Origin of the sequence: Polymorphospora rubra, assembly GCF_018324255.1 — a bacterium.
Classification (GTDB): domain Bacteria; phylum Actinomycetota; class Actinomycetes; order Mycobacteriales; family Micromonosporaceae; genus Polymorphospora; species Polymorphospora rubra.
The window spans coordinates 458808-478191 of sequence record NZ_AP023359.1; the positions used below are offsets into that span (position 1 = coordinate 458808).

Annotated in this window: 19 protein-coding genes and 1 pseudogene; 12 read left to right on the forward strand and 8 right to left on the reverse strand. The window is 73.6% G+C overall.

The window, feature by feature from the left end:
* Nucleotides 1–457 precede the first annotated feature (457 nt).
* Nucleotides 458–1441, reverse strand: coding sequence for an asparaginase (locus tag Prubr_RS02005; protein WP_212821020.1), 984 nt, complete (start codon nucleotides 1439–1441; stop codon nucleotides 458–460).
* Between the two features lie 150 nt (nucleotides 1442–1591).
* Between Prubr_RS02005 and Prubr_RS02010 the strand changes: the two genes are divergently transcribed.
* The 6 genes from Prubr_RS02010 (at nucleotide 1592) to Prubr_RS02035 (ending at nucleotide 6939) form a co-directional block, all read left to right on the forward strand.
* Nucleotides 1592–2080: a YbaK/EbsC family protein gene (locus Prubr_RS02010; protein ID WP_212821022.1), complete on the forward strand. Its 489-nt coding sequence runs from the start codon at nucleotides 1592–1594 to the stop codon at nucleotides 2078–2080.
* A 96-nt stretch (nucleotides 2081–2176) separates the two neighbouring features.
* Nucleotides 2177–2914, forward strand: coding sequence for a monooxygenase (locus tag Prubr_RS02015; RefSeq protein WP_212821024.1), 738 nt, complete (start codon nucleotides 2177–2179; stop codon nucleotides 2912–2914).
* 25 nt (nucleotides 2915–2939) lie between these two features.
* Nucleotides 2940–3494 (forward strand): GNAT family N-acetyltransferase, encoded by a 555-nt coding sequence (locus tag Prubr_RS02020; RefSeq protein WP_212821026.1) that lies wholly within the window; start codon nucleotides 2940–2942, stop codon nucleotides 3492–3494.
* Entirely contained in the window at nucleotides 3491–4285 is a 795-nt protein-coding gene (locus tag Prubr_RS02025) for a carotenoid biosynthesis protein (protein WP_212821028.1), read from the forward strand. Before Prubr_RS02020 ends, Prubr_RS02025 begins: the two co-directional genes overlap by 4 nt.
* Before the next feature lie 5 nt (nucleotides 4286–4290).
* Complete coding sequence (locus Prubr_RS02030) at nucleotides 4291–5412, forward strand: glycosyltransferase family 2 protein (RefSeq protein WP_212827349.1); 1122 nt, start codon at nucleotides 4291–4293, stop codon at nucleotides 5410–5412.
* Between the two features lie 30 nt (nucleotides 5413–5442).
* A complete protein-coding gene (locus Prubr_RS02035) occupies nucleotides 5443–6939 on the forward strand; it encodes a phytoene desaturase family protein (protein WP_212821030.1) in 1497 nt (498 codons plus the stop codon).
* Nucleotides 6940–7100: 161 nt separating this feature from the next.
* On the opposite strand, the gene Prubr_RS02040 is transcribed toward Prubr_RS02035, so the two are convergent.
* Both Prubr_RS02040 and metF read right to left on the reverse strand, forming a co-directional pair.
* Nucleotides 7101–7790 (reverse strand): CDP-alcohol phosphatidyltransferase family protein, encoded by a 690-nt coding sequence (locus tag Prubr_RS02040; RefSeq protein ID WP_212821032.1) that lies wholly within the window; start codon nucleotides 7788–7790, stop codon nucleotides 7101–7103.
* A gap of 44 nt (nucleotides 7791–7834) precedes the next feature.
* A complete protein-coding gene (gene metF / locus Prubr_RS02045) occupies nucleotides 7835–8752 on the reverse strand; it encodes a methylenetetrahydrofolate reductase [NAD(P)H] (RefSeq protein ID WP_212821034.1) in 918 nt (305 codons plus the stop codon).
* Nucleotides 8753–9034: 282 nt separating this feature from the next.
* Here metF and Prubr_RS02050 point away from each other — a divergent pair.
* A pseudogene (locus tag Prubr_RS02050) lies at nucleotides 9035–10014 on the forward strand (polyprenyl synthetase family protein).
* A gap of 216 nt (nucleotides 10015–10230) precedes the next feature.
* Here the strand turns inward: Prubr_RS02050 and Prubr_RS02055 are convergent.
* Genes Prubr_RS02055 through Prubr_RS02065 form a run of 3 tightly spaced genes read right to left on the reverse strand, consistent with a single transcriptional unit; the run spans nucleotide 10231 to nucleotide 11290 of the window.
* Nucleotides 10231–10593: a lycopene cyclase domain-containing protein gene (locus Prubr_RS02055; RefSeq protein ID WP_212821036.1), complete on the reverse strand. Its 363-nt coding sequence runs from the start codon at nucleotides 10591–10593 to the stop codon at nucleotides 10231–10233.
* Entirely contained in the window at nucleotides 10590–10919 is a 330-nt protein-coding gene (locus tag Prubr_RS02060) for a lycopene cyclase domain-containing protein (RefSeq protein WP_212821038.1), read from the reverse strand. Before Prubr_RS02060 ends, Prubr_RS02055 begins: the two co-directional genes overlap by 4 nt.
* Before the next feature lie 8 nt (nucleotides 10920–10927).
* Nucleotides 10928–11290 (reverse strand): Rv2175c family DNA-binding protein, encoded by a 363-nt coding sequence (locus Prubr_RS02065; protein WP_212821040.1) that lies wholly within the window; start codon nucleotides 11288–11290, stop codon nucleotides 10928–10930.
* Nucleotides 11291–11457: 167 nt separating this feature from the next.
* Between Prubr_RS02065 and Prubr_RS02070 the strand changes: the two genes are divergently transcribed.
* From Prubr_RS02070 to bfr, 5 genes are all read left to right on the forward strand, one after another.
* Complete coding sequence (locus Prubr_RS02070) at nucleotides 11458–12117, forward strand: hypothetical protein (RefSeq protein ID WP_212821042.1); 660 nt, start codon at nucleotides 11458–11460, stop codon at nucleotides 12115–12117.
* Nucleotides 12118–12232: 115 nt separating this feature from the next.
* Nucleotides 12233–14230: a Stk1 family PASTA domain-containing Ser/Thr kinase gene (pknB, locus tag Prubr_RS02075; RefSeq protein ID WP_212821044.1), complete on the forward strand. Its 1998-nt coding sequence runs from the start codon at nucleotides 12233–12235 to the stop codon at nucleotides 14228–14230.
* A gap of 1 nt (nucleotide 14231) precedes the next feature.
* Nucleotides 14232–15083: a deoxyribonuclease IV gene (locus Prubr_RS02080; RefSeq protein WP_212821045.1), complete on the forward strand. Its 852-nt coding sequence runs from the start codon at nucleotides 14232–14234 to the stop codon at nucleotides 15081–15083.
* Nucleotides 15084–16135: 1052 nt separating this feature from the next.
* Nucleotides 16136–16327 carry a (2Fe-2S)-binding protein gene (locus Prubr_RS02085; protein WP_212821047.1) on the forward strand — a complete coding sequence of 64 codons (192 nt, stop codon included), beginning with the start codon at nucleotides 16136–16138 and terminating at the stop codon, nucleotides 16325–16327.
* Nucleotides 16328–16380: 53 nt separating this feature from the next.
* Nucleotides 16381–16860 (forward strand): bacterioferritin, encoded by a 480-nt coding sequence (bfr, locus tag Prubr_RS02090; protein WP_212821049.1) that lies wholly within the window; start codon nucleotides 16381–16383, stop codon nucleotides 16858–16860.
* A gap of 49 nt (nucleotides 16861–16909) precedes the next feature.
* Here the strand turns inward: bfr and Prubr_RS02095 are convergent, their stop codons facing one another.
* Entirely contained in the window at nucleotides 16910–17953 is a 1044-nt protein-coding gene (locus Prubr_RS02095; RefSeq protein WP_212821051.1) for a threonine aldolase family protein, read from the reverse strand.
* Nucleotides 17946–19352 (reverse strand): class II 3-deoxy-7-phosphoheptulonate synthase, encoded by a 1407-nt coding sequence (locus Prubr_RS02100; protein WP_212821053.1) that lies wholly within the window; start codon nucleotides 19350–19352, stop codon nucleotides 17946–17948. Before Prubr_RS02100 ends, Prubr_RS02095 begins: the two co-directional genes overlap by 8 nt.
* Nucleotides 19353–19384 lie beyond the last annotated feature (32 nt).

Here is a 19384-nt window from a genome sequence, read left to right on the forward strand (position 1 = left end):
GCGGGCCCGTTGTCCGCCGCCCGGGGGTCGGGGGCGGCGGACAACGGTCCTGCCTTTGTCGGGCCCGGTCTCGCGAAGACCCAGTCCCTCTGTGCGGTCGCGCGTCACCGCACATCCGGAAGTCGCGCCGCGAATCGCTCCTCCCGGGTGCCAGAACCGTCCCCGAAAACGTCCCCTGTCGGGCTCGACCCGGAGGCTCGGCCGGGCCGACCCAATCAAGAGGATCGAATCGAACACGCGTTCTAACTACTGAAGACTGTACACCTCCCCTGCGACAAAAACGCAAGGCCAACCGCGACAACCTCCCCGGTCCGGGAAACGGCGGAGTCGCCCGGAGGCGGCCGGAGCCGTGGCAGCACGGCGGGGCGGGCCAGGGCAGGACGGTCGGGCCGGGACGGGGTGGCCGGGGCGGAGCGGGCATCGACCCCGCCACGTGACGCGCGGAAACCGCTGACGGCTACGGTTCGAGGCGGGCGAACCAGTCGCGGGCGGCCCGCACCCCGCCGGTCGGGCCGAGGGCGACCATCAGGGCGCTGCGCGCCTTGCCGGGGGCCAGCCCACGCGCGCCGATCGCGCCCACCCGGCCGGCGAGTTGCGCGCCGAGAGACAGCTCGTCGAGGTCGACACCCCGGGTACGGCACCGGGACGCGACGACCACCGGGATGTCCCACTCGACCAGGTCGGCGACGGTGCCGAGCAGGCCGGCCGGGATGTTGGACAGGCCGGTGCCCTCCAGTACGACACCGCGGGCGCCGGCGTCCACCACCGCGGTGAGCAGCACCGGGTCCATGCCGGGGTACGTCTTGATCAGGGCGACGTCGGACTCCGGTTCGCCGGCGGGCGCGGGTGGCCGCGACGGCCGGGCGGCCAGCATCTCGACCCGGCCGTCGACGACCCGGCCCAGGGCCGGGAACGGCGCGGAACTGAACGCCGCCACGCCGGTGGCGTCCACCTTGGTGACCCAGCGGGCGGCGTGCAGTTCGTCGTCGAGGCAGGCCACCACGCCGACCCCGGGCAGGGCCGGGTCGGCGGCGGCGGTGATCGCCGAGGCCAGGTTGCGCGGGCCGTCGGCGGACAGGTCGTCGAAGTGTCGCATCGCGCCGGTCAGGACGATCCCGCCGCGCAGGGCCGCCTCCCCGGCGAGCAGGTCGGTGAGGAAGGCGGTGTCCTCCAGGGTGTCGGTGCCGTGGGTGATCACGACGCCGGCGTACCCCTCGTCGAGGATGGCGGCGCGGGCCCGGCGGGCCAGCGCCAGCATCGTCGCCGGGGTCGTGTCCCAACTCGGCTCGCACAGCACGTCCTCGACGGTCACCTCGGCGGTGAGCAGTCGCGCGGGAACGGTCCGGAGCAGGCCGGCGCCGTCGGCGACGGCCTCGTGGCCCGGCCGGCGCGAGTACGCCATGGTGTCCTTCGTGGCCAGCAACAGCACCCGTCCGCCCACGTACGCCCCCTCGCCCGATCCGACGCCGGAATCATAACCCCGACATGCCCCTATTGGGGTTACAGGCTGGTCCACCCTTTCCGCCCCGGGCCGACGATCCGACGACCGCCCCGCACCCGGCGCCGGCGGGCGACCGAGCAAGATAGGGACATGCAGGCACACCCGAACGTCCAAGCGGTGCAGGACGCGCTGGACGACGCCGACGCCCGGGACGGCTCCGGCGCCAGATGCCAGGTCCGGATGCTGCCCGACGCGGTCCACACCGCGGCCGCGGCGGCCGACGCGCTCGACGTCGAGGTCGGCCAGATCGCCAACTCGCTGATCTTCGACGCCGACGGTGAACCGCTGCTGGTGCTGACCTCCGGCGCGCACCGGGTCGACACCGCCCGGGTCGCCGCCGACCTCGGGGTGACCGCGCTGCGGCGGGCCACCCCGGAGTTCGTACGCGCCCACACCGGCCAGCCGATCGGCGGCGTCGCCCCGCTCGGCCACCCCGGGCCGGTACGCACCCTCGTCGACAAGGCGTTGGCCGGGTACGGCGAGGTGTGGGCGGCCGGCGGCGTACCCCGGGCGGTCTTCCCGACGACGTACGACGAACTGGTCCGGATCACCGCCGGCACGCCCGCCCAGGTGGCGTGACCGAGCGCAGCGAGGGAACCGGCAAACTCAGCACCCGTCACGGGGCCGCCGAGCGCAGCGAGGTGGCCACGTGACCGAGCGCAGCGAGGGAGGCACGTGACCGAGCGCGGGGGCGTACCCGGACTGGTCACGCTGCACGTGTGGCGGGTTCCGCGGCGGGCGGTGCCCCGGGCACTGCTCCGGATGGCGGTCGATCCGCGGCGGCTGCGGGCCCTGCCCGGGGTGCGGTTCGGCAAGCTGCTCGGCACGGGCACCGGGACCGGGTTCGGGCCGGCCGACGCCGACCCGACCCGCTGGGCCGCCGTCACCGTCTGGGACGACCCGGCGGCGGCGGCCGGCTTCGACGGGAGCCCGGTCGCCCGGTCCTGGCGGCGGATCGCCACCGCCGGCGTACGCGTCGACCTGCGGCCGGTCACCAGCCGGGGCGAGTGGTCCGGGGTACGACCGTTCGGCGACCCGCCCGGCGGGGCGACCGGCGGGCCGGTGCTCGCCCTGACCCGGGCCCGGCTGCGGCCGGCCCGGGCACTGACGTTCTGGCGTGCGGTTCCGCCGGTGGCGCGGGCGCTGCACGGGGCGCCGGGGCTGCTCGCCCGCTTCGGCATCGGCGAGGCACCCGTCGGTTGGCAGGGCACGGTCAGCGTATGGCGCAGCGCGACGGATCTCGTGGAGTTCGCGTACCGTCACCCGGAGCACCGGGCGGCGATCACCCGTACCCCGGTCGAGCGGTGGTACGCCGAGGAACTGTTCGCCCGCTTCGAGGTGTGCGACGTCGTCGGTGACCGGGCGGTGCTCGGCTGGACCGCGACGGGTTCGGGCGGGGCCGGCGGAGGATGACCGGGTACGGACGTGAGGAGCGGGCGTGAGGTTGGTGTCGTGGCAGCCGGACGATCTCGTACGGCGGCTGGACGATGTCGTGACCGTCTACGGCGAGGCGATGGGCTACCGGGCCGAGTTGCTGGAGGCCCGGCGCGGCTACATCGCGACCCACGTACGCCGGCCCGGGTTCCGGGCGGTCGCCACCCTGACCACCGACGGGCAGTTGGCCGGCTTCGGCTACGGCTACACGTCCGGTAGCGGCCAGTGGTGGCACGACCAGGTACGCCGGGCGCTGGCCGAACCCGGGCGGCGGCGGTGGCTGGTCGACTGCTTCGAGGTCGTGGAACTGCACGTCCGGCCGGAGGCGCAGGGCCACGGTCTGGGGGCCCGGCAGTTGCGGGCGCTGCTGACGATGGCGAACGGGGCGACCACGCTGCTGTCCACTCCGGAGGCCGACGAGCAGCGGTCCCGGGCGTGGCGGCTCTACCGGCGGTTCGGGTTCGTCGACATCCTGCGCGACTTCCGTTTCCCCGGTGACGAGCGGGCGTTCGCCGTACTCGGTCGGGATCTGCCGCTGCCGTCGCCGCCGCCCCAGTGACCAGGGTCCGGGCCGGGCTGCCGTGGCTGCTGCTCGGTGTGCTGGTGCTGGCGCAGATCGGCTACCCGCTCACCGACGGCACCGCGCGGGCCCGGCTGACGGTGGCCACCGTCGTGCTCGGCTACCTGCTGTCGGTCGGGCACGCGCTGCTGACCAGGGGGCCGGGTACGGCGGCGGCGCTGGTGCTGGTGGCGACCGGTGGCGGGCTGGCGGTCGAGGCGGTCGGGGTCGCGACCGGGGTGCCGTTCGGCTTCTACGACTACTCCGGCGAGCTGGGGCCGAAGCTGCTCGGCGTACCGGTGATCATCCCGCTGGCCTGGACCTGGATGGCGTGGCCGGCGTGGCTGGCCGCGGTCCGGCTGGTCGGCCCGGGCCCCGGCCGGGTGGTGCTGGCCGCGCTGGGCCTGGCCACCTGGGACCTGTTCCTCGATCCGCAGATGGTCGCCGAGGGCTACTGGACGTGGCAGGATCCGACGCCGGCGCTGCCGGGGCTGCCCGGCATCCCGGTCGGCAACTACGTCGGCTGGCTGCTGGTCGGGCTGGCGATGATGACGGCACTGGCGACGGTCGCCGCGCCGGCCGCCCGCGTGACCCGGGCCGGCGACGGGCCGATGTACGCGCTCTACCTGTGGACGTACGGCTCCAGCGTGCTCGCCCACGCGGTCTTCCTCGACCTGCCCGCCTCGGCGGTGTGGGGTGCGGCGACGATGGCGGTGGTGGCCGTACCGCTGGCGGTGGTGCTGGCCCGGGCCGCCGCCCGCGACCGGCGCACCGGCCGGGTCGGCGCGTGACGGCGCTGGCGGTCGCACTCGCCGTCGCGGTGACCGGGCTGACCCTGCACACGCTGGTCAACGCGACGAGGTGGCTGCGCCGCCCGCCGACCGACCCGGCTCCCGTCGACGAGGCGGTGGCCGTGCTGCTGCCGCTGCGCGACGAGGCGGCCCGGTTGGCGCCCTGCCTCACGTCCCTGCTCGCCCAGCGGGGCGTGGCCCGGCTCGAGATCGTCGTCCTCGACGACAACTCCACCGACGGCACCGCCGACGCGGTACGCGCCGTCGCCGGCGACGACCCCCGGGTCCGGCTGCTGTCCGGGGCACCGCTACCGGACGGCTGGCTCGGCAAGCCGTACGCCTGCCACCAGCTCGCCGGGCACGCGGACCCGGACGCGACCGTGCTCGTCTTCGTCGACGCCGACGTCGTCCTCGCCCCGCACGCCGTCGCCGCGTCCGTCGCCGCCCTGCGGGACGCGGCGGCGGACCTGCTGACGCCGTACCCGAGGATCCTCGCCGGGTCGGCCGGCGAGCGGCTGGTGCAGCCGCTGCTGCAGTGGTCGTGGCTGACGTTCCTGCCGCTGCGGGCGATGGAACGCTCGCCGCGCCCGTCGCTGGCCGCCGCCGGCGGGCAGCTGCTGGTCGTCGACCGGGCCGGCTACGACCGGGCCGGCGGGCACGCGGCGGTCCGCGACCGGGTGCTGGAGGACATCGAACTGGGCCGGACGGTGAAACGCTCGGGCGGCCGGATCGCGCTCGCCGACGGGTCGGGGCTGGCCGACTGCCGGATGTACACCTCGTGGCGCGAGCTGGCCGCCGGCTACACCAAGAGCATGTGGGCGTCGTTCGGTTCGCCGGCCGGCGCCGCCGCCGTCGTGGTCACGCTCCTTCTGCTGTACGCCGTACCGCCGGTCCTCGGCCTGGCGGCCGCTGCCACCGGCCGGTTCGGGGTGGCCCTGGCCGGTGGGGCGGCGTGGCTGGCCGGGGTGGCCGGCCGGGTGGTGGCGGCGCGGGCGACTGGGGGGCGGGCGTTCCCGGACGCGTTGGCGCACCCGGTGTCGGTCGTGCTGTTCGGGTGGCTGATCGCGCGGTCGTACCATCTGCGCAGGCGGCGGCAGCTGTCGTGGCGCGGCCGGCCGGTGGCCTGAGGCCCGGCGGGGACGGAGGGGCGGACGGTCGTGGCGCGGGTCGTGGTGGTGGGTGCCGGGGTCGGCGGGCTGGCGACGGCGGCCCGGCTGGCGGCGACCGGACACCGGGTGACCGTCGTCGAGCGGTCCGGTGTGGTCGGCGGCAAGCTCGGCCGCTACACCCGGACGACGCCGGAAGGCACGTTCCACTTCGACACCGGCCCGAGTCTGCTGACGCTGCCGCAGGTCTTCGCCGACCTGTTCGCCGCCACCGGCGGCCCGGCCGGCGGCCTCGACCTCGGTGGGCTGCTCGATCCGGTGCCATTGGACCCGATCGTGCGGCACACGTTCGCCGACGGCACCAAACTCGACTCGTGCGCCGACCCGGACACCTTCGCCGGCCGGATCGCGGCGGCCCTCGGCCCGACCGCCGCCGACGACTGGCGCCGGCTGTGGCGGCGGGCCGGCCGGGTCTGGGACGCGTCGTGGCGGGACATCCTGCGTCGCAGCGTCGACTCGCCGCTCGCCCTGGCACCGCTGGCCTGGCGGCTGCGCGACCTCGCCGCCATCGCCCCCGGCACCACGCTGCGTGGGCTCGGCCGCCGGCACCTGCGCGACCCCCGGCTGCGGGTGCTGCTCGACCGGTACGCGACCTACACCGGCGCCGACCCGCGCCGGGCGCCGGCGGCACTGGTCGCCGTGCCGTACGCCGAACTCGCCTTCGGCGGCTGGTATCTGCGCGGCGGCCTCGGCACGCTCGCCGACGCGCTGCTGTCCCGCTGCCTCGACCTGGGGGTGGAGGTCCGTACCGGGGAAACCGTGACCGGCATCGACGCCGCCGGCGGCCGGGTGCACCGGGTACGGCTGGCCGGCGTGTCCGCCCCGCTGCCGGCCGACGTGGTGGTCGCCAACGTCGACGCGCAGACCGTCTACCGCGACCTGCTGCCGAGCCCGCGCCGGCTGGCCGGGCTCGCCGACCGCAGCCTGGCCGGGTTCGTGCTGCTGCTCGGCGTACGCGGCGACTCCGAGCTGGCCCACCACAACGTGTTCTTCCCCGCCGACTACGACGCCGAGTTCGACGCGGTGTTCGGCGATCCGGGGCGGGGTGTGCCGGCCCGGCCGGCCGCCGACCCGACCGTGTTCGTCACCGTCGCCGCCGACCCGGCGGTCCGGCCGGACGGCCACGAGGCGTGGTTCGTGCTGGTCAACGCGCCCCGGCAGGCCCGCTCACTGTCCGGAGTGGACTGGCGCCGGCCGGGGCTGGCGGACGCGTACGCCGACCGGGTGCTCGACGTGCTGGCCGCGCGCGGTGTCGACGTCCGGGACCGGGTGCTGTTCCGGGAGGTACGCACCCCGGCCGACCTCGCCGGTGCGACCGCCGCCCCGGGCGGGGCGATCTACGGTACGGCCGGCAGCCTGCTCCGGCCGGCGAACCGCGGCCCGGTGCAGGGCCTGTTCCTGGTCGGCGGGTCGGCGCATCCGGGCGGCGGCCTGCCGATGGTGGCCCTGTCGGCCCAGATCGTAGCGGCCGAGATCGGCCCCGCCTGACGCCTTTCGTCCCACCGCCCCACCGCGCCGCCCCGCGCCCCCTCGGTCGTTGATCAAGGACAAGTCGTGGGGTGTGTCGCGGCGTGTCGCCCACGACAACTCCTTGATCAACGGAAGCCCGCCACGCGGGGTGTCCCCGGTGGGGGCGGGTGGCCGGGGAGCTATGCGTTGCCCAATGCGCGGCGGACGGCGCCGAGCAACTGGAGCAGGCCGCCGAGGGCGATCACGCCCCACACGACCGTGGCCAGGGTCATCGTGCCGGCGGCCAGGTCCGGGTCGACGAACCCGATGCCGCCGGCCGCCAGCAGGCCGACGATCGCGACCGAGACGCGGCTCGGCCGCTCCCCGATGGTCACCACGCCGATCTCCTTCATGCCGACGCCGACCGCTCGCGCGCGGACGTACTCGTGCAGCCAGGACAGCCCGCCGGCGGCCGCGACCACCGGGCCGGGGGCGCCGACCAGCCAGAACGCGACGAGCCAGGCGGCCTCGCCGAGCCGGTCGGCGAACGAGTCGTAGACGTATCCGATCCGGGTGACCCGGCCGGTGACGACCGCGACGGCACCGTCGGCACTGTCGGCGACGGCACCGAGCAGCACGAAGCCGGCGGCGATCAGCGGCCCTTCGACGCCGCGTGGGGCGAAGAAGGGTACGCCGACGGACAGCAGGACGCCGACGAAGGTGACCGCGGTGGGCCGGACCCGGATCCGGCCGAGGATCCGGCCGAGCCGGTAGGCGAGCCGCAGCCAGCCGCGCACCACCGCCGAGGCGTCACGCGGGTCGAACCCGCCGTGCAGCCTGGCCCAGGTGCGGGCGTAGTCGTCCCAGTTCAGCAGCGCGGTGCCCACCACAGCTCAACCGTCGGACGGCGGGTCAGGTGGCGGGCCCGGGCGTGTCACACCCGTACGCCGGCCCGCAGGTGCTGCCACAGGTCGCGGGTGGCGGTCGACCGGTTGAGGGTGATGAAGTGGATGCCGGGTATGCCTTCGTCGATGAGTCGCTGGCACATCTCGCCGGCGAGTTCGATGCCGAGCTTGCGGACCGCGACCGGGTCGTCGGCGATGCGTTCGAAGCGGGCCGCGAGGGCCTTCGGGAACGGGGCGCCGGAGAGTTTCTCGGAGCGTTCGATGGTGCCCATCCGGGTCACCGGCATCACGCCGGCGACGATGGGGGTGTCGCAGCCGGTGGCGGCGACCCGGTCACGCAGTCGCAGGTAGTCGTCGGCGTCGAAGAACATCTGGGTGATGGCGAAGTCGGCGCCGGCCCGGCATTTGCGGACGAACTGCTCGGTGTCGCTCTCGATGTCGGGCGACCTGGGGTGCTTGTACGGGAAGGCGGCGACGCCGACGCTGAAGTCGCCGGACTCGCGGACCAGCCGGACCAGTTCCTCGGCGTAGAGGACCCCGTCCGGGTGCTGGACCCACTCGCCGGTCGGGTCGCCGGGCGGGTCACCGCGGACGAGCAGCATGTTGCGGATGCCGGCGGCGGCGAGCCGGCCGACGATGTTGCGCAACTCGGCGATCGAGTGGTTGACCGCGGTCAGGTGGGCCATCGGCAGCAGGGTGGTCTCGGTCGCGATCCGCTCGGTCACCGCGATGGTGGTGTCGCGGGTCGAGCCGCCGGCCCCGTAGGTGATCGAGACGAACGACGGCAGCAGCGGCTCCAGCTCGCGGATCGACCGCCACAGCAACCGTTCGCCGTCGGCGTCCTTCGGCGGGAAGAACTCGAAGGAGAAGGTCGGGCCGGGCGCGCGGATCAGATCCCCGATCGACGGTTGCGACGTGGGGAGTACGGAGGGAAGACCGAGCGACACCCCGCGATCGTACCGGCTCCCTCTCGACCACCCCGCCCCCTTTCCGCGATCTTGCACTTATCGCCCGACAAATCCGACAAAAGGCGGAGACAACTGCATGATCGCGGGGAAGGTGTGGGTGGCGGCGGCGCGGCCGACGGCGGCGGCTAGCGTCATGGCGTGACCGACGTCGACCCCGTACCCTCGGCCGAACACGCCCCGTCGTCCCCGGTCGACCGGGCCGACCTGCGCCGGCGGATCGACCGGGCGCTCGCCGACTTCCTGGCCGGCCGGCGGGCCTGGATGAGCGACGTCGACCCGGCGCTGCACCCGGTCGCCGACGCGCTCGACGCCTTCCTCCTGCGCGGCAAACGCCTGCGCCCCGCGTTCGGCTACTGGGGCTACCGCGGCGCCGGCGCCCCCGACTCCGACCAGGTCGTCACCGGCCTCGCGGCGCTCGAACTGGTGCAGGCCAGCGCGCTCATCCACGACGACCTGATGGACCGCTCCGACACCCGGCGCGGCGAGCCCGCCGTGCACCGCCGGTTCGCCGGCCAGCACCGGGCCGCCGGCTGGCAGGGCAACCCCGACGGGTACGGCGACTCGGCCGCCATCCTGCTCGGCGACCTGTGCCTCGTCTGGTCCGACGAACTGCTGCACCGCTGCGGGCTCGCCCCGAGGTGGTGGCGCGGGCCCGGCCGGACTTCGACGAGATGCGCACCGAGGTAACCGTCGGGCAGTACCTCGACGTACTCACCCAGGTCACCGGGGACACGTCGGTCGAACGGGCGGGCAAGGTCGCCCGCTACAAGTCGGCGAAGTACACCGTCGAGCGGCCGCTGCTGATCGGGTCCGCGCTGGCCGGTGCCCCGGCGGCGCTGCGGGCGACGTACTCGGCGTACGGGCTGCCGCTGGGCGAGGCGTTCCAGATGCGCGACGACGTCCTCGGCGTCTTCGGCGACCCGTCGGTGACCGGCAAGCCGGCCGGCGACGACCTGCGCGAGGGCAAGCGCACCTATCTGGTGGCGGCCGCCTTCGAGGCGACCGGTGACGCCGGCCGGGCCGAGTTGGCCGGGCGGCTCGGCGCCCCGGACCTCGACGCGGACGGGATCGAGCGGCTGCGGGCGGTCATCGTCGACAGCGGCGCGCTGGACCGCACCGAGCGGCGGATCACCGAACTGACCGACACCGCGCTCGCCGCGCTGGCCGCCGGGGACGTCGAGCCGACGGCCGCCCGGACCCTGGTCGACCTGGCGGTCGCCGCCACCCGCCGCACCGTCTGACCCCTCACTCTCCCGCCCCCCACGCCCCTTACCCCCACTCCCGTCCCCCGTCCCCGTCCCGTCCCCCGTCCCCCGTCCCCTCCCTCCCCGCGATCTTGCACTTGTCGCCGGGCAAACGCGACAAAAGGGGGAGACAACTGCAAGATCGCGGGGAGCGGGGAGCGGGGAGCGGGGGCGACGGGCGGGCGGGCGGGCAGCGGGGGTCAGCGGCGGGGGTCAGGTGTCGCGGTCGGGGCGGAGCAGTTTCAGGACCCGGCTGCCCTCGCCGGCCACCGGGGTGCGCTGCACGCCGCGCCGGCCGAGCCACACCCACGTCGACAGGGTCAGCAGGATCAGCGCGAAGCCGAAGAGCAGGTCCTCCGCCGGGGCGTACACGATCCGCAGCCCGACGATCGCGTCCGGGTCGTACCGGACGATGTTCCGTCCGGTGAGGACGCCGTTGGACAGCAGCTGGAAGAACACGATGATCGGGTACGTCGCCCAGAAGACGCCACGCAGCACCAGCCGGGTACGCAGCACGAACAGGTCGACGACGAGCGCACCGAGTACGCCGACGAGCGCGGCGGCGGTGTAGGTCACGCCTCGTCCCCGGCCCGCCACCGCAGTACGGCCCGGACGGCCTCGAAGCCGAGCACCGCACAGACCGGTACGACGATGAAGAACAGCAGTTCGTCGACGGGCAGCCCGCCGGGCAGCATGATCCCGGTGATCTGGTCGGGGTCGAAGCTCCAGTGGCCGGCGGCGATGGCCGCGAGGTCCCATGCGACGAAGACGACCACGACCGGCAGCAGGGTGAGCAGCAGCCGGCGCCACCGGCGCAGCACGTTGACCCGGAACACCGGTTCGAGCCAGATGGCGGCGAGCAGGCACCCCGCGAGCACCGCCAGGTAGGCGAAATGTCCCATGCGCCGGGTCAGAAGCCGAGCGCCTGCGCGCGCCGCTTGACCTCGGTCGCCAGGTCACCGCCGAGCGCGACCGCCGGGGTACCCGGAAGGGTGTCGTCCGGCGTGAACAGCCACCGCAGGGCCTCTTCGTCGTTGTACCCGGAGTCACGGAGCACGGTCACGATGCCGGGGAGGTGCTTGAGCACGGTGCGGTTCGCCACCAGCTCCGCCGGCACCATCCGGATGCCGTCGCGCCGCACCGCGATCAGCGCGCCTTCGCGGATCATCTGGTGCACCTTGCTGATCGTGATGTCCAGCAGTTCGGCGACGGCGGGCAGCGTCAGCCACTCCCGCGCCGGGACGTCGGAGGCGGTGGGTACGGAATCGGTCACCCGGTCACCCTGTCACGCCGTCGCCGGCCCGCACCACCGACCCTGCGGTCGGCACCCCTCGCCCTCCCCCATGTCCCGCGCGGCCCGGTGTCCCGTCCGGCGCCGGCCGCGCCCGTTCGCGCGGCGGTCCCGTACCCCTCGGGCCGTCCGCCGGAAGGATCCTCGACGTGAGCAACTGGCGGGGCGTACGCCATGAACTTGCCGGCGCGTGGCGATCGCTGCGATACGACCTGGGCCGCCGCGGGCCCGGCCCGGTCCGGTCCGACGGCGCCGCGGCTGCGGCCCGGCCGGACCCGGCCGGCCCGGCCCGCGCGGCGGCGCCCGGCCGGCTGCTGGTCGCCTCGTCGATCGGGGCGCTGGCCGTCGCCGGTACGGCCGGGACGTACCTGATGGTCGGCAGCCTGGACACGACGGGCGACGAGCGGGCCGGCGGCTCGCCCGGCCCGGTGCCGGCGGTGGCGGAACAGGGCGGCCACGCGCCGCAGGACGGTTCGGGAGCGCCTCCGGTCGCGCCGGGCACCGGCCCGGCCACCTCGGCCGGTCCGAGCGCGGAGCCGTCCGGTACGCCGGACCCGGCGCAGCCGTCGCGCACGCCGGAGGAGTCCGGTCCGCGCCCGACACCGAGCTGTGAGTGCCCGGATCCGACGCCGACGGCGGCCAGCCCGCCTCCACCGACCTGGCCGCCGCCGTCACCGACCGCGTCGCCGACGCCGACCCCCACGCCGTCCACATCGCCGAGCGGCTCCCCGACGACGTCGCCGACCGCGTCGCCGACGGTGAGCCCGACCGGTGAGACCAGCCCGCAGCCAACGCCCGACCAGGGCTGACAGCCGTCACGGCCGGTCCGCCCGCGCTCACGGCGCGGCGCGTCCCATACCGCTTCGGTACCGGCTGTGGCATCCTGTTCTGCCGTCACCCACCCGACACATAGACTGCCTGCCGATGGACATTCAGGTCGCCGACACTCTGCTGGGCTCGTTGATCGACGGGCGCTACCGCATCCGCGGGCGCGTGGCCCGTGGTGGCATGGCGACCGTGTACACCGCGACGGACGAGCGGCTCGAGCGCACCGTCGCTCTCAAGATCATCCATCCGACCCAGGCGCCGGACGCCCGGGCGCGGCTCGCCGGATTCGTCGACCGGTTCACCGACGAGGCCAAGACCATCGCCCGGCTCACCCACCCGAACGTGGTGGCCGTCTACGACCAGGGCGTACACAACGGTCTGCCCTACCTGGTGATGGAGTACGTCCGGGGCCGCACCCTGCGCGAGATCCTCGTCGAGCGCCGCCGGCTCAACCCCGGCGAGGCGCTGGCGATCCTCGACCAGATGCTCGCCGCCATCGCCGCCGCGCACCGGGCCGGTCTGGTGCACCGCGACGTGAAGCCGGAGAACGTACTGGTCGCCGAGGCGCCCAGCGGCGGGGCCGGCAACCTCATCGACGGCGTCGTCAAGGTCGCCGACTTCGGGCTGGCCCGCGCCGTCGAGGCGAGCGCCGACGAGGAGAACGGCGGCCAGCTGATGGCGACCGTCGCGTACGTGGCGCCCGAACTGGTCACCGAGGGCCGGGCCGACCCGCGCAGCGACGTCTACTCCGCCGGCATCGTGCTGTTCGAGATGCTGACCGGCCGGGTGCCGTACGACGGGGACCGGCCGGTCGACGTCGCCTGGCAGCACGTCGACCGGGACGTACCGCCGCCGTCGAAGTTCGTGCCCGGCCTGCCGTCGGTGCTCGACGACCTGGTCACCCGCGCCACCCGCCGCGACGCCGGCGAACGTCCGACCGACGCCGGGGCGCTGCTGTCCGAGGTGCAGGGCGCCCGCGACGACCTCGGCAACGCCAGCGTCAACACGGCCCTACTACGTCAGGTCGCCCAGCCCACCATGGTCGTCTCGTCGGTACAGACCGCCGACCGGCCGTCGTGGGCCCGACTGCCCGACCAGAAGGGCGCCGCACCGGCCGCCGGCGCCGCACCACAGCCGCCGCGCCGCCGGCGGGCCGCCGAGCCCGAGCAGACCCCGCCGCTGCCCGACCGCCTGCGGGCCATGTGGCGGGTCATGATGAGCGACCGCCGGGGCCGTACGGCCGTGGCCGCCGCGATCGTGGTCCTGGGTCTGGTGGCGGCGATCGGCGGCTGGTGGTTCGGCGTCGGCCGCTACACGGTGGCCCCGGAGCTGGTCAACATGTCCAAGGCCGCGGCCGAGGAACAGGCCGCCCGGGGCGGCTTCACCATCACGTACGGCGACCCACGGCACGACGAGAACGTCGAACGCGACACGGTGCTCAGCCAGGACCCGCCCACCAGCGAACGGATCCTCAAGGGCGGCACCATCACGCTCGTCCTCTCGCTCGGGCCGGAACGTTTCCAGGTCCCCGACGTGGTCGGCAAGACGTTCGACCTGGCCCAGCTCGACCTGGAGAACGCCCAACTGAAGGTGACCAAGGGCGCCGACCGGTACGACAACAACCTGCCGGAGGGCACCGTCATCGCGGTCGACCCGGCGGTCGGCGCCGAGGTCAAGCCCGGCGACGAGATCACCGTCTTCGTGAGCAAGGGCCGGGCGCCGATCACCGTCCCCAACCTGGTCGGCAAGAGCGTCGCCGAGGCCCGCACCACCCTGGCCGGGCTCGGCCTGGTCGCCCGCGAGTCGTACGTCGACTCCGACCAGCCGAAGGACCAGGTCCTGCGGCAGGAGCCGGCCGACGGGTCGGGCGTGGAGCGCGGCGCCGAAGTCAAGATCGACGTCAGCAAGGGGCCACCGGCCGTCGTCGTCCAGCGGGTCATCGGCATGCCGTGCCCGCAGGCCAAGGCCGCCCTGGAGGCACAGGGCCTGACCGTACGCGTCGACTTCAACCCCAACGGCACCGTCGCCTACCAGCAGCCGGGCGAGAACTCCGAGGTGCCGCCCGGCACCGAGATCGCCATCGGGTGCTTCTGACATGCCGGTGACCCGGCCGGTCGGCTCCCACACACCCACCGCCGGCGGCCTCGCGAAAGCGGCCCTGCCGTACGTCGACGCCGCCGGCGCCGAAGCCGTACAGGTCTACGTCGGCAACTCGCGCGGCTGGGCGCTGCCGCCCGGCGACCCGGCCCAGGACGAACTGTTCCGGGCCGGGTGCGCCGAACGCGGCATCCCGGCGTACGTCCACGCCTCGCTGCTGGTCAACATCGGCTCACCGACCCCCGCCACGGTCGAACGCTCGGTCGCCACCCTGGCACACGCGCTCCGGCGCGGCACCGCCATCGGCGCCGCCGGAGTCGTGTTCCACGCCGGCAGCGCCGTCGACGCCGCCCACGCCGACACCGCGATGCGGCAGGTACGTGAAGCACTGCTTCCCCTCCTCGACCGGGCCGCCGCCGACGGCGCCCCGAAACTGCTCGTCGAGCCCAGCGCCGGCGGCGGCCGCTCACTGGCGTCGAAGGTCGAACACCTCGGTCCGTACCTCGACGCCGTCGACCGGCACCCCTGGCTCGGCGTCTGCTTCGACACCTGCCACGCCTGGGCCGCCGGACACGACCTGGCCAGCCCGGGCGGAATGACCGCCACCCTCGACTCGCTGGTCACGGCGGTGGGCGACGACCGGCTGTGGCTGGTGCACGCCAACGACTCCCGGGACACCTGTGGGTCGACCCGCGACCGGCACGAGACGATCGGCAAGGGCACGATCGGCGAACCGGCGTTCGCGGAACTGATGCGCCACCCGGCGACCGCGGGCGTCGCGGTGATCGTGGAAACCCCCAGCGAGGGCCACGCCACCGACATCGCCACCCTCCAACAACTGCGGGGCTGAGTTGGCTGGCTGAGTTGGCTGGCCTCGGCTTCGCCTCGGCGGCTCGCTCCGCTTCGCGCCGCCCTATGCACCGTCTTCGCCCTGCGGGCATGACGGCTTCGCCGCATGTCCTCGGGCTCCAGACGGTGCGGCGGCGCTCGGTCGACTCGCGCCGTGAGTTGCGGTCTACTGCGGTCCGCCGATTGCTTCGCCGATCCGTGTCGGGTTGGAACGGGGTTGCGGGCAAGGGCCGTCCGAGCCTGCGGCCGAGGGGCCGTGATGGGTGGGCCGTTGTCGGGGTCTGGCCTGGCCCGGCCCTGCGCACGCCCGACCCCGACCCCGACCCCGACCCCGACCCCGGCTCCGGCTCCGGCTCCGGCTCCGGCTCTGGCTCCGGCTCTGGCTGACGAACTGAGCGTGGCAGGGGTTATTCCGTCGGCGGATAACCCCTGCCACGCTCAGTTCGTCAGCAGATCTCCATCCACCCGCTCACCGGGCCGGGAGATATGCGCCGAACGTCTCTTGTGGGCGGAGCGGTTCGCAGAGTGACGCAGTTGATCTGGGCGTCAGCCACCTTATCCCGCACGGATTAGGTGGTTTTTGCCCAGATCAACAACGGCACCGCTGCGACTGGCCGGAACAAATTGCACATTGGCCATCATTCGCCCGTCCTGGACCGCGCGAGCGCATGCCGATGTCCGGAAGCACCAGCAGGGACCCTTTCACCGCAGCCACCACCGACCGAAACTCCCTGGCGCAGCAAATGGCGGACAGGGTTGACCGCAACTCACGGTGCGAGTCGACCGAGCGCCGCCGCACCGTCTGGAGCCCGAGGACATGCGGCGAAGCCGTCATGCCCGCAGGGCGAAGACGGTGCATAGGGCGGCGCGAAGCGGAGCGAGCCGCCGAGGCGAAGCCGAGGCCAGCCAACACAGCCAGCCAACACAGCCAGCCAACACAGCCAGATAACGCAGCTCGTCCGATCGGGGTGATATCTCACGGACTCCTTGCGCGACCACCCACCTTTAGGGCAGCCTTACTGAGGTCAGCCTAACCACAGGAAGGCGCCCCTCATGTACGTCTGCATCTGCGCCCGCGTCCGGGAAGGCGAGGTCCGCACCGCGATCCGCCTCGGCGCGCGCTGCGAGGAGTCGGTGGGGGAATCCTGCGGCGCCGGCACCGGGTGCGGCACCTGCCTGGACCGCATCTGTGACCTGATCGAGGAGGAGACCAGCACCGACACGCTCGTCACGATGGCCGCCTGACCTGTACGGCCGAGTAGGCTTACCCCACAGGTAACTCTTGTGGGGGTTTTGTCATGCAAGGCGACAGCCGGGTAATCGAGTTTCTGAACGAGCAGTTGACCGCGGAGCTGACCGCGATCAACCAGTACTTCCTCCACGCCAAGATGCAGGAGAACTGGGGCTACACCAAGCTGGCGAAACACACCCGACACGAGTCGATCGACGAGATGAAGCACGCCGAGGTGCTGACCGACCGGATCCTGTTCCTCGAGGGCCTGCCGAACTACCAGAAGCTCTTCGCGCTGCGGATCGGTGAGACGGTCAGGGAGCAGTTCGAGTGCGACATGAAGATCGAGGTCGAGGCGGTCGACCGGCTGCGCCGCGGCATCGAATACATGCGTTCGATCGGTGACACGACCTCGGCGAGGATCTTCGAGGACATCCTGGCCGACGAGGAGCACCACGTCGACTACCTGGAGACCCAGCTCGGGCTGATCGAGAAGCTCGGTGAGGCGATCTACCTCCAGAACGTGACCGAGCACCCCGAGGTCTGACGTACGAAAACGAAAGAGCCGGGCCCGCGGGCCCGGCTCTTTCGTGCGGTCAGCCGCGCAGGACGCGGGTCAGTACCTCGATCGCGTGGTCGATGCCGGCGTCGTCGACGTCGTGGTGGGTGACCAGGCGGCCGATGTACGGGCCGAGCACCGAGACGAGCACGCCTTCGGCGCGGGCGGCGGCCGCCACGCCGGCGGCGTCGAGCGGCGACTTCGACAGGTCCAGCGGCACGATGTTCGTGCGTACCGGGCCGGCCAGCACTCCGAACGGCGCGATCGCCTCGGCGAGCCGGGCGGCGCGGGCGTGGTCGTCGGCGAGCCGCCCGACGTGGTGTTCGAGCGCGTACCGGCCGGCGGCGGCGAGGACGCCGACCTGGCGCAGGCCGCCTCCCATCCGCTTGCGGATCACCCGGGCCCGGGCCATGCGTTCGGCGCTGCCGACGATCACCGAGCCGGCCGGCGCGCCGAGGCCCTTGGAGAGGCAGACCGACAGGGTGTCGAAGAGCTCGCCGTACGTCCGCAGCGGCACCCCGTCGGCGACGTGCGCGTGCCAGATCCGGGCACCGTCGCAGTGCAGCGCCACGCCGGCCCGGTCGGCGATCCCGCGTAGGGCGCGCAGGGTGGCCAGCGGAACCACTCCGCCGCCGCCCCGGTTGTGGGTCTGCTCGACGGCGATGGCCCGGGTCGGCACCGCGTGGTAGCCGTCGGGGCGGATCATCGCCGCGATCGTGTCGGGGTCGATGTCGGCGCCAACGGCGGACCAGGTCCGCGACGACACCCCGCCGTACGCGGCGGCGGCCCCGACCTCGTACGTCACCACGTGCGCGTCGGCGTCGCAGAGCAGTTCGTGCGCCGGTGGTACGAGCAGCTGCAGCGCGATCTGGTTGGCCATCGAGCCGGTCGGCGCCCACAGCGCCGCCTCGTGCCCGAACAGCGCCGCCACCTCGGCCTCGAGGGCGTTGACGGTCGGGTCCTCGGCGTACACGTCGTCACCGACGTCGGCGGCGGCCATCGCGGCACGCATCTGTGCGGTGGGTCGGGTGACGGTGTCGGACCGCAGGTCGACGACGGGCCGGTCGGTCTGGTCAGCCACGGAGCATCTCCGCGACCAGGAAGGCCAGCTCCAGTGACTGCTGGGTGTTCAGCCGGGGGTCGCAGGCGGTCTCGTAGCGGCCCGGCAGGTCGATGTCCTGGATCGCCTGGGCGCCACCGAGACACTCGGTGACGTCCTCACCGGTCAGCTCGACGTGCAGGCCGCCGGGGTGGGTCTCCAGGCCCCGGTGGACCTCGAAGTAACCGAGCACCTCGTCGACGATCCGGTCGAAGTGCCGGGTCTTGTAGCCGTTGGACGACTCGTGGGTGTTGCCGTGCATCGGGTCGCACTGCCACACCACGCGGGCGCCGGCGGCGGTCACCTTCTCGACGATCGGCGGCAGCGCGTCGCGTACCTTGTGGTTGCCCATCCGGCTGATCAGCGTGAGCTTGCCCGGCACGTTGTCCGGGTTGAGCTTCTCGCACAGCTCGATCGCCTGCTCGGGGCTGGTGGTCGGGCCGAGCTTGACCCCGACCGGGTTGGCGATCCGGGAGATGTAGTCGATGTGCGCGCCGTCGAGCTGGCGGGTGCGTTCGCCGACCCAGAGGAAGTGCCCGGACAGGCCGTACGCCCGGCTGCCGGAGACCCGGGTCAGTGCCCGGTCGTATTCCAGGGCGAGCGCCTCGTGCGAGCAGAACAGGGTGACCTTGCGCAGCGCCTCGTCGTCGGTCATCCCGCAGGCCTGGATGAAGGCGAGCGCCCGGTCGATCTCGCGGGCGATCGCCTCGTACCGCTCGCCGGCGGCCGAGCTGCGGACGAAGTCCTTGTTCCAGTCGTGCAGGCCGTGGAGGTCGGCGAGGCCGCCGTTGAGGTAGGCCCGCAGCATGTTCATCGCGGCGGCCGAGTTGGCGTACGCCCGGATCATGCGCTGCGGGTCGGCGATCCGGGCCTCCGGCGTCGGCTCCAGCGAGTTGATCATGTCGCCGCGGTAGGCCGGCAGGCCGAGCGCGTCGGTCGGCGACGAACGCGGCTTGGTGTACTGCCCGGCGACCCGGGCCACCTTCACCACCGGCAGCGACGCCCCGTACGTCAGCACCACCGCCATCTGCAACAGGGTGCGGGCGTTGGCCAGCAGGTGACTCTCGGTGTTGTCGATGAACGTCTCGGCGCAGTCGCCGCCCTGGAGCAGGAACGCCTTACCGTCGGCAACCAGGGCCAGCCGCTCACGCAGCAGGTCGACCTCGTACGGCGCGACGATCGACGGCACGTTGTCGAGCACGCGGCAGACGTCGGTGACCGCGGCCGGGTCCGGCCACGGCGGGGTCTGCGCCCGGGGCAGCTCACGCCACCGGTCGAGTCCGAGGGCGGCGTCCTCGGCCGAGTCGGTCGACGGGCGGGTGGTCTGCAGGCCGGGGCTACCGACCCCGGGATGGCTCAGCTGATGCCACTCTTGGCGCATGCGTGCAAGCGTACGGTGGGTGGCCCCTGTGA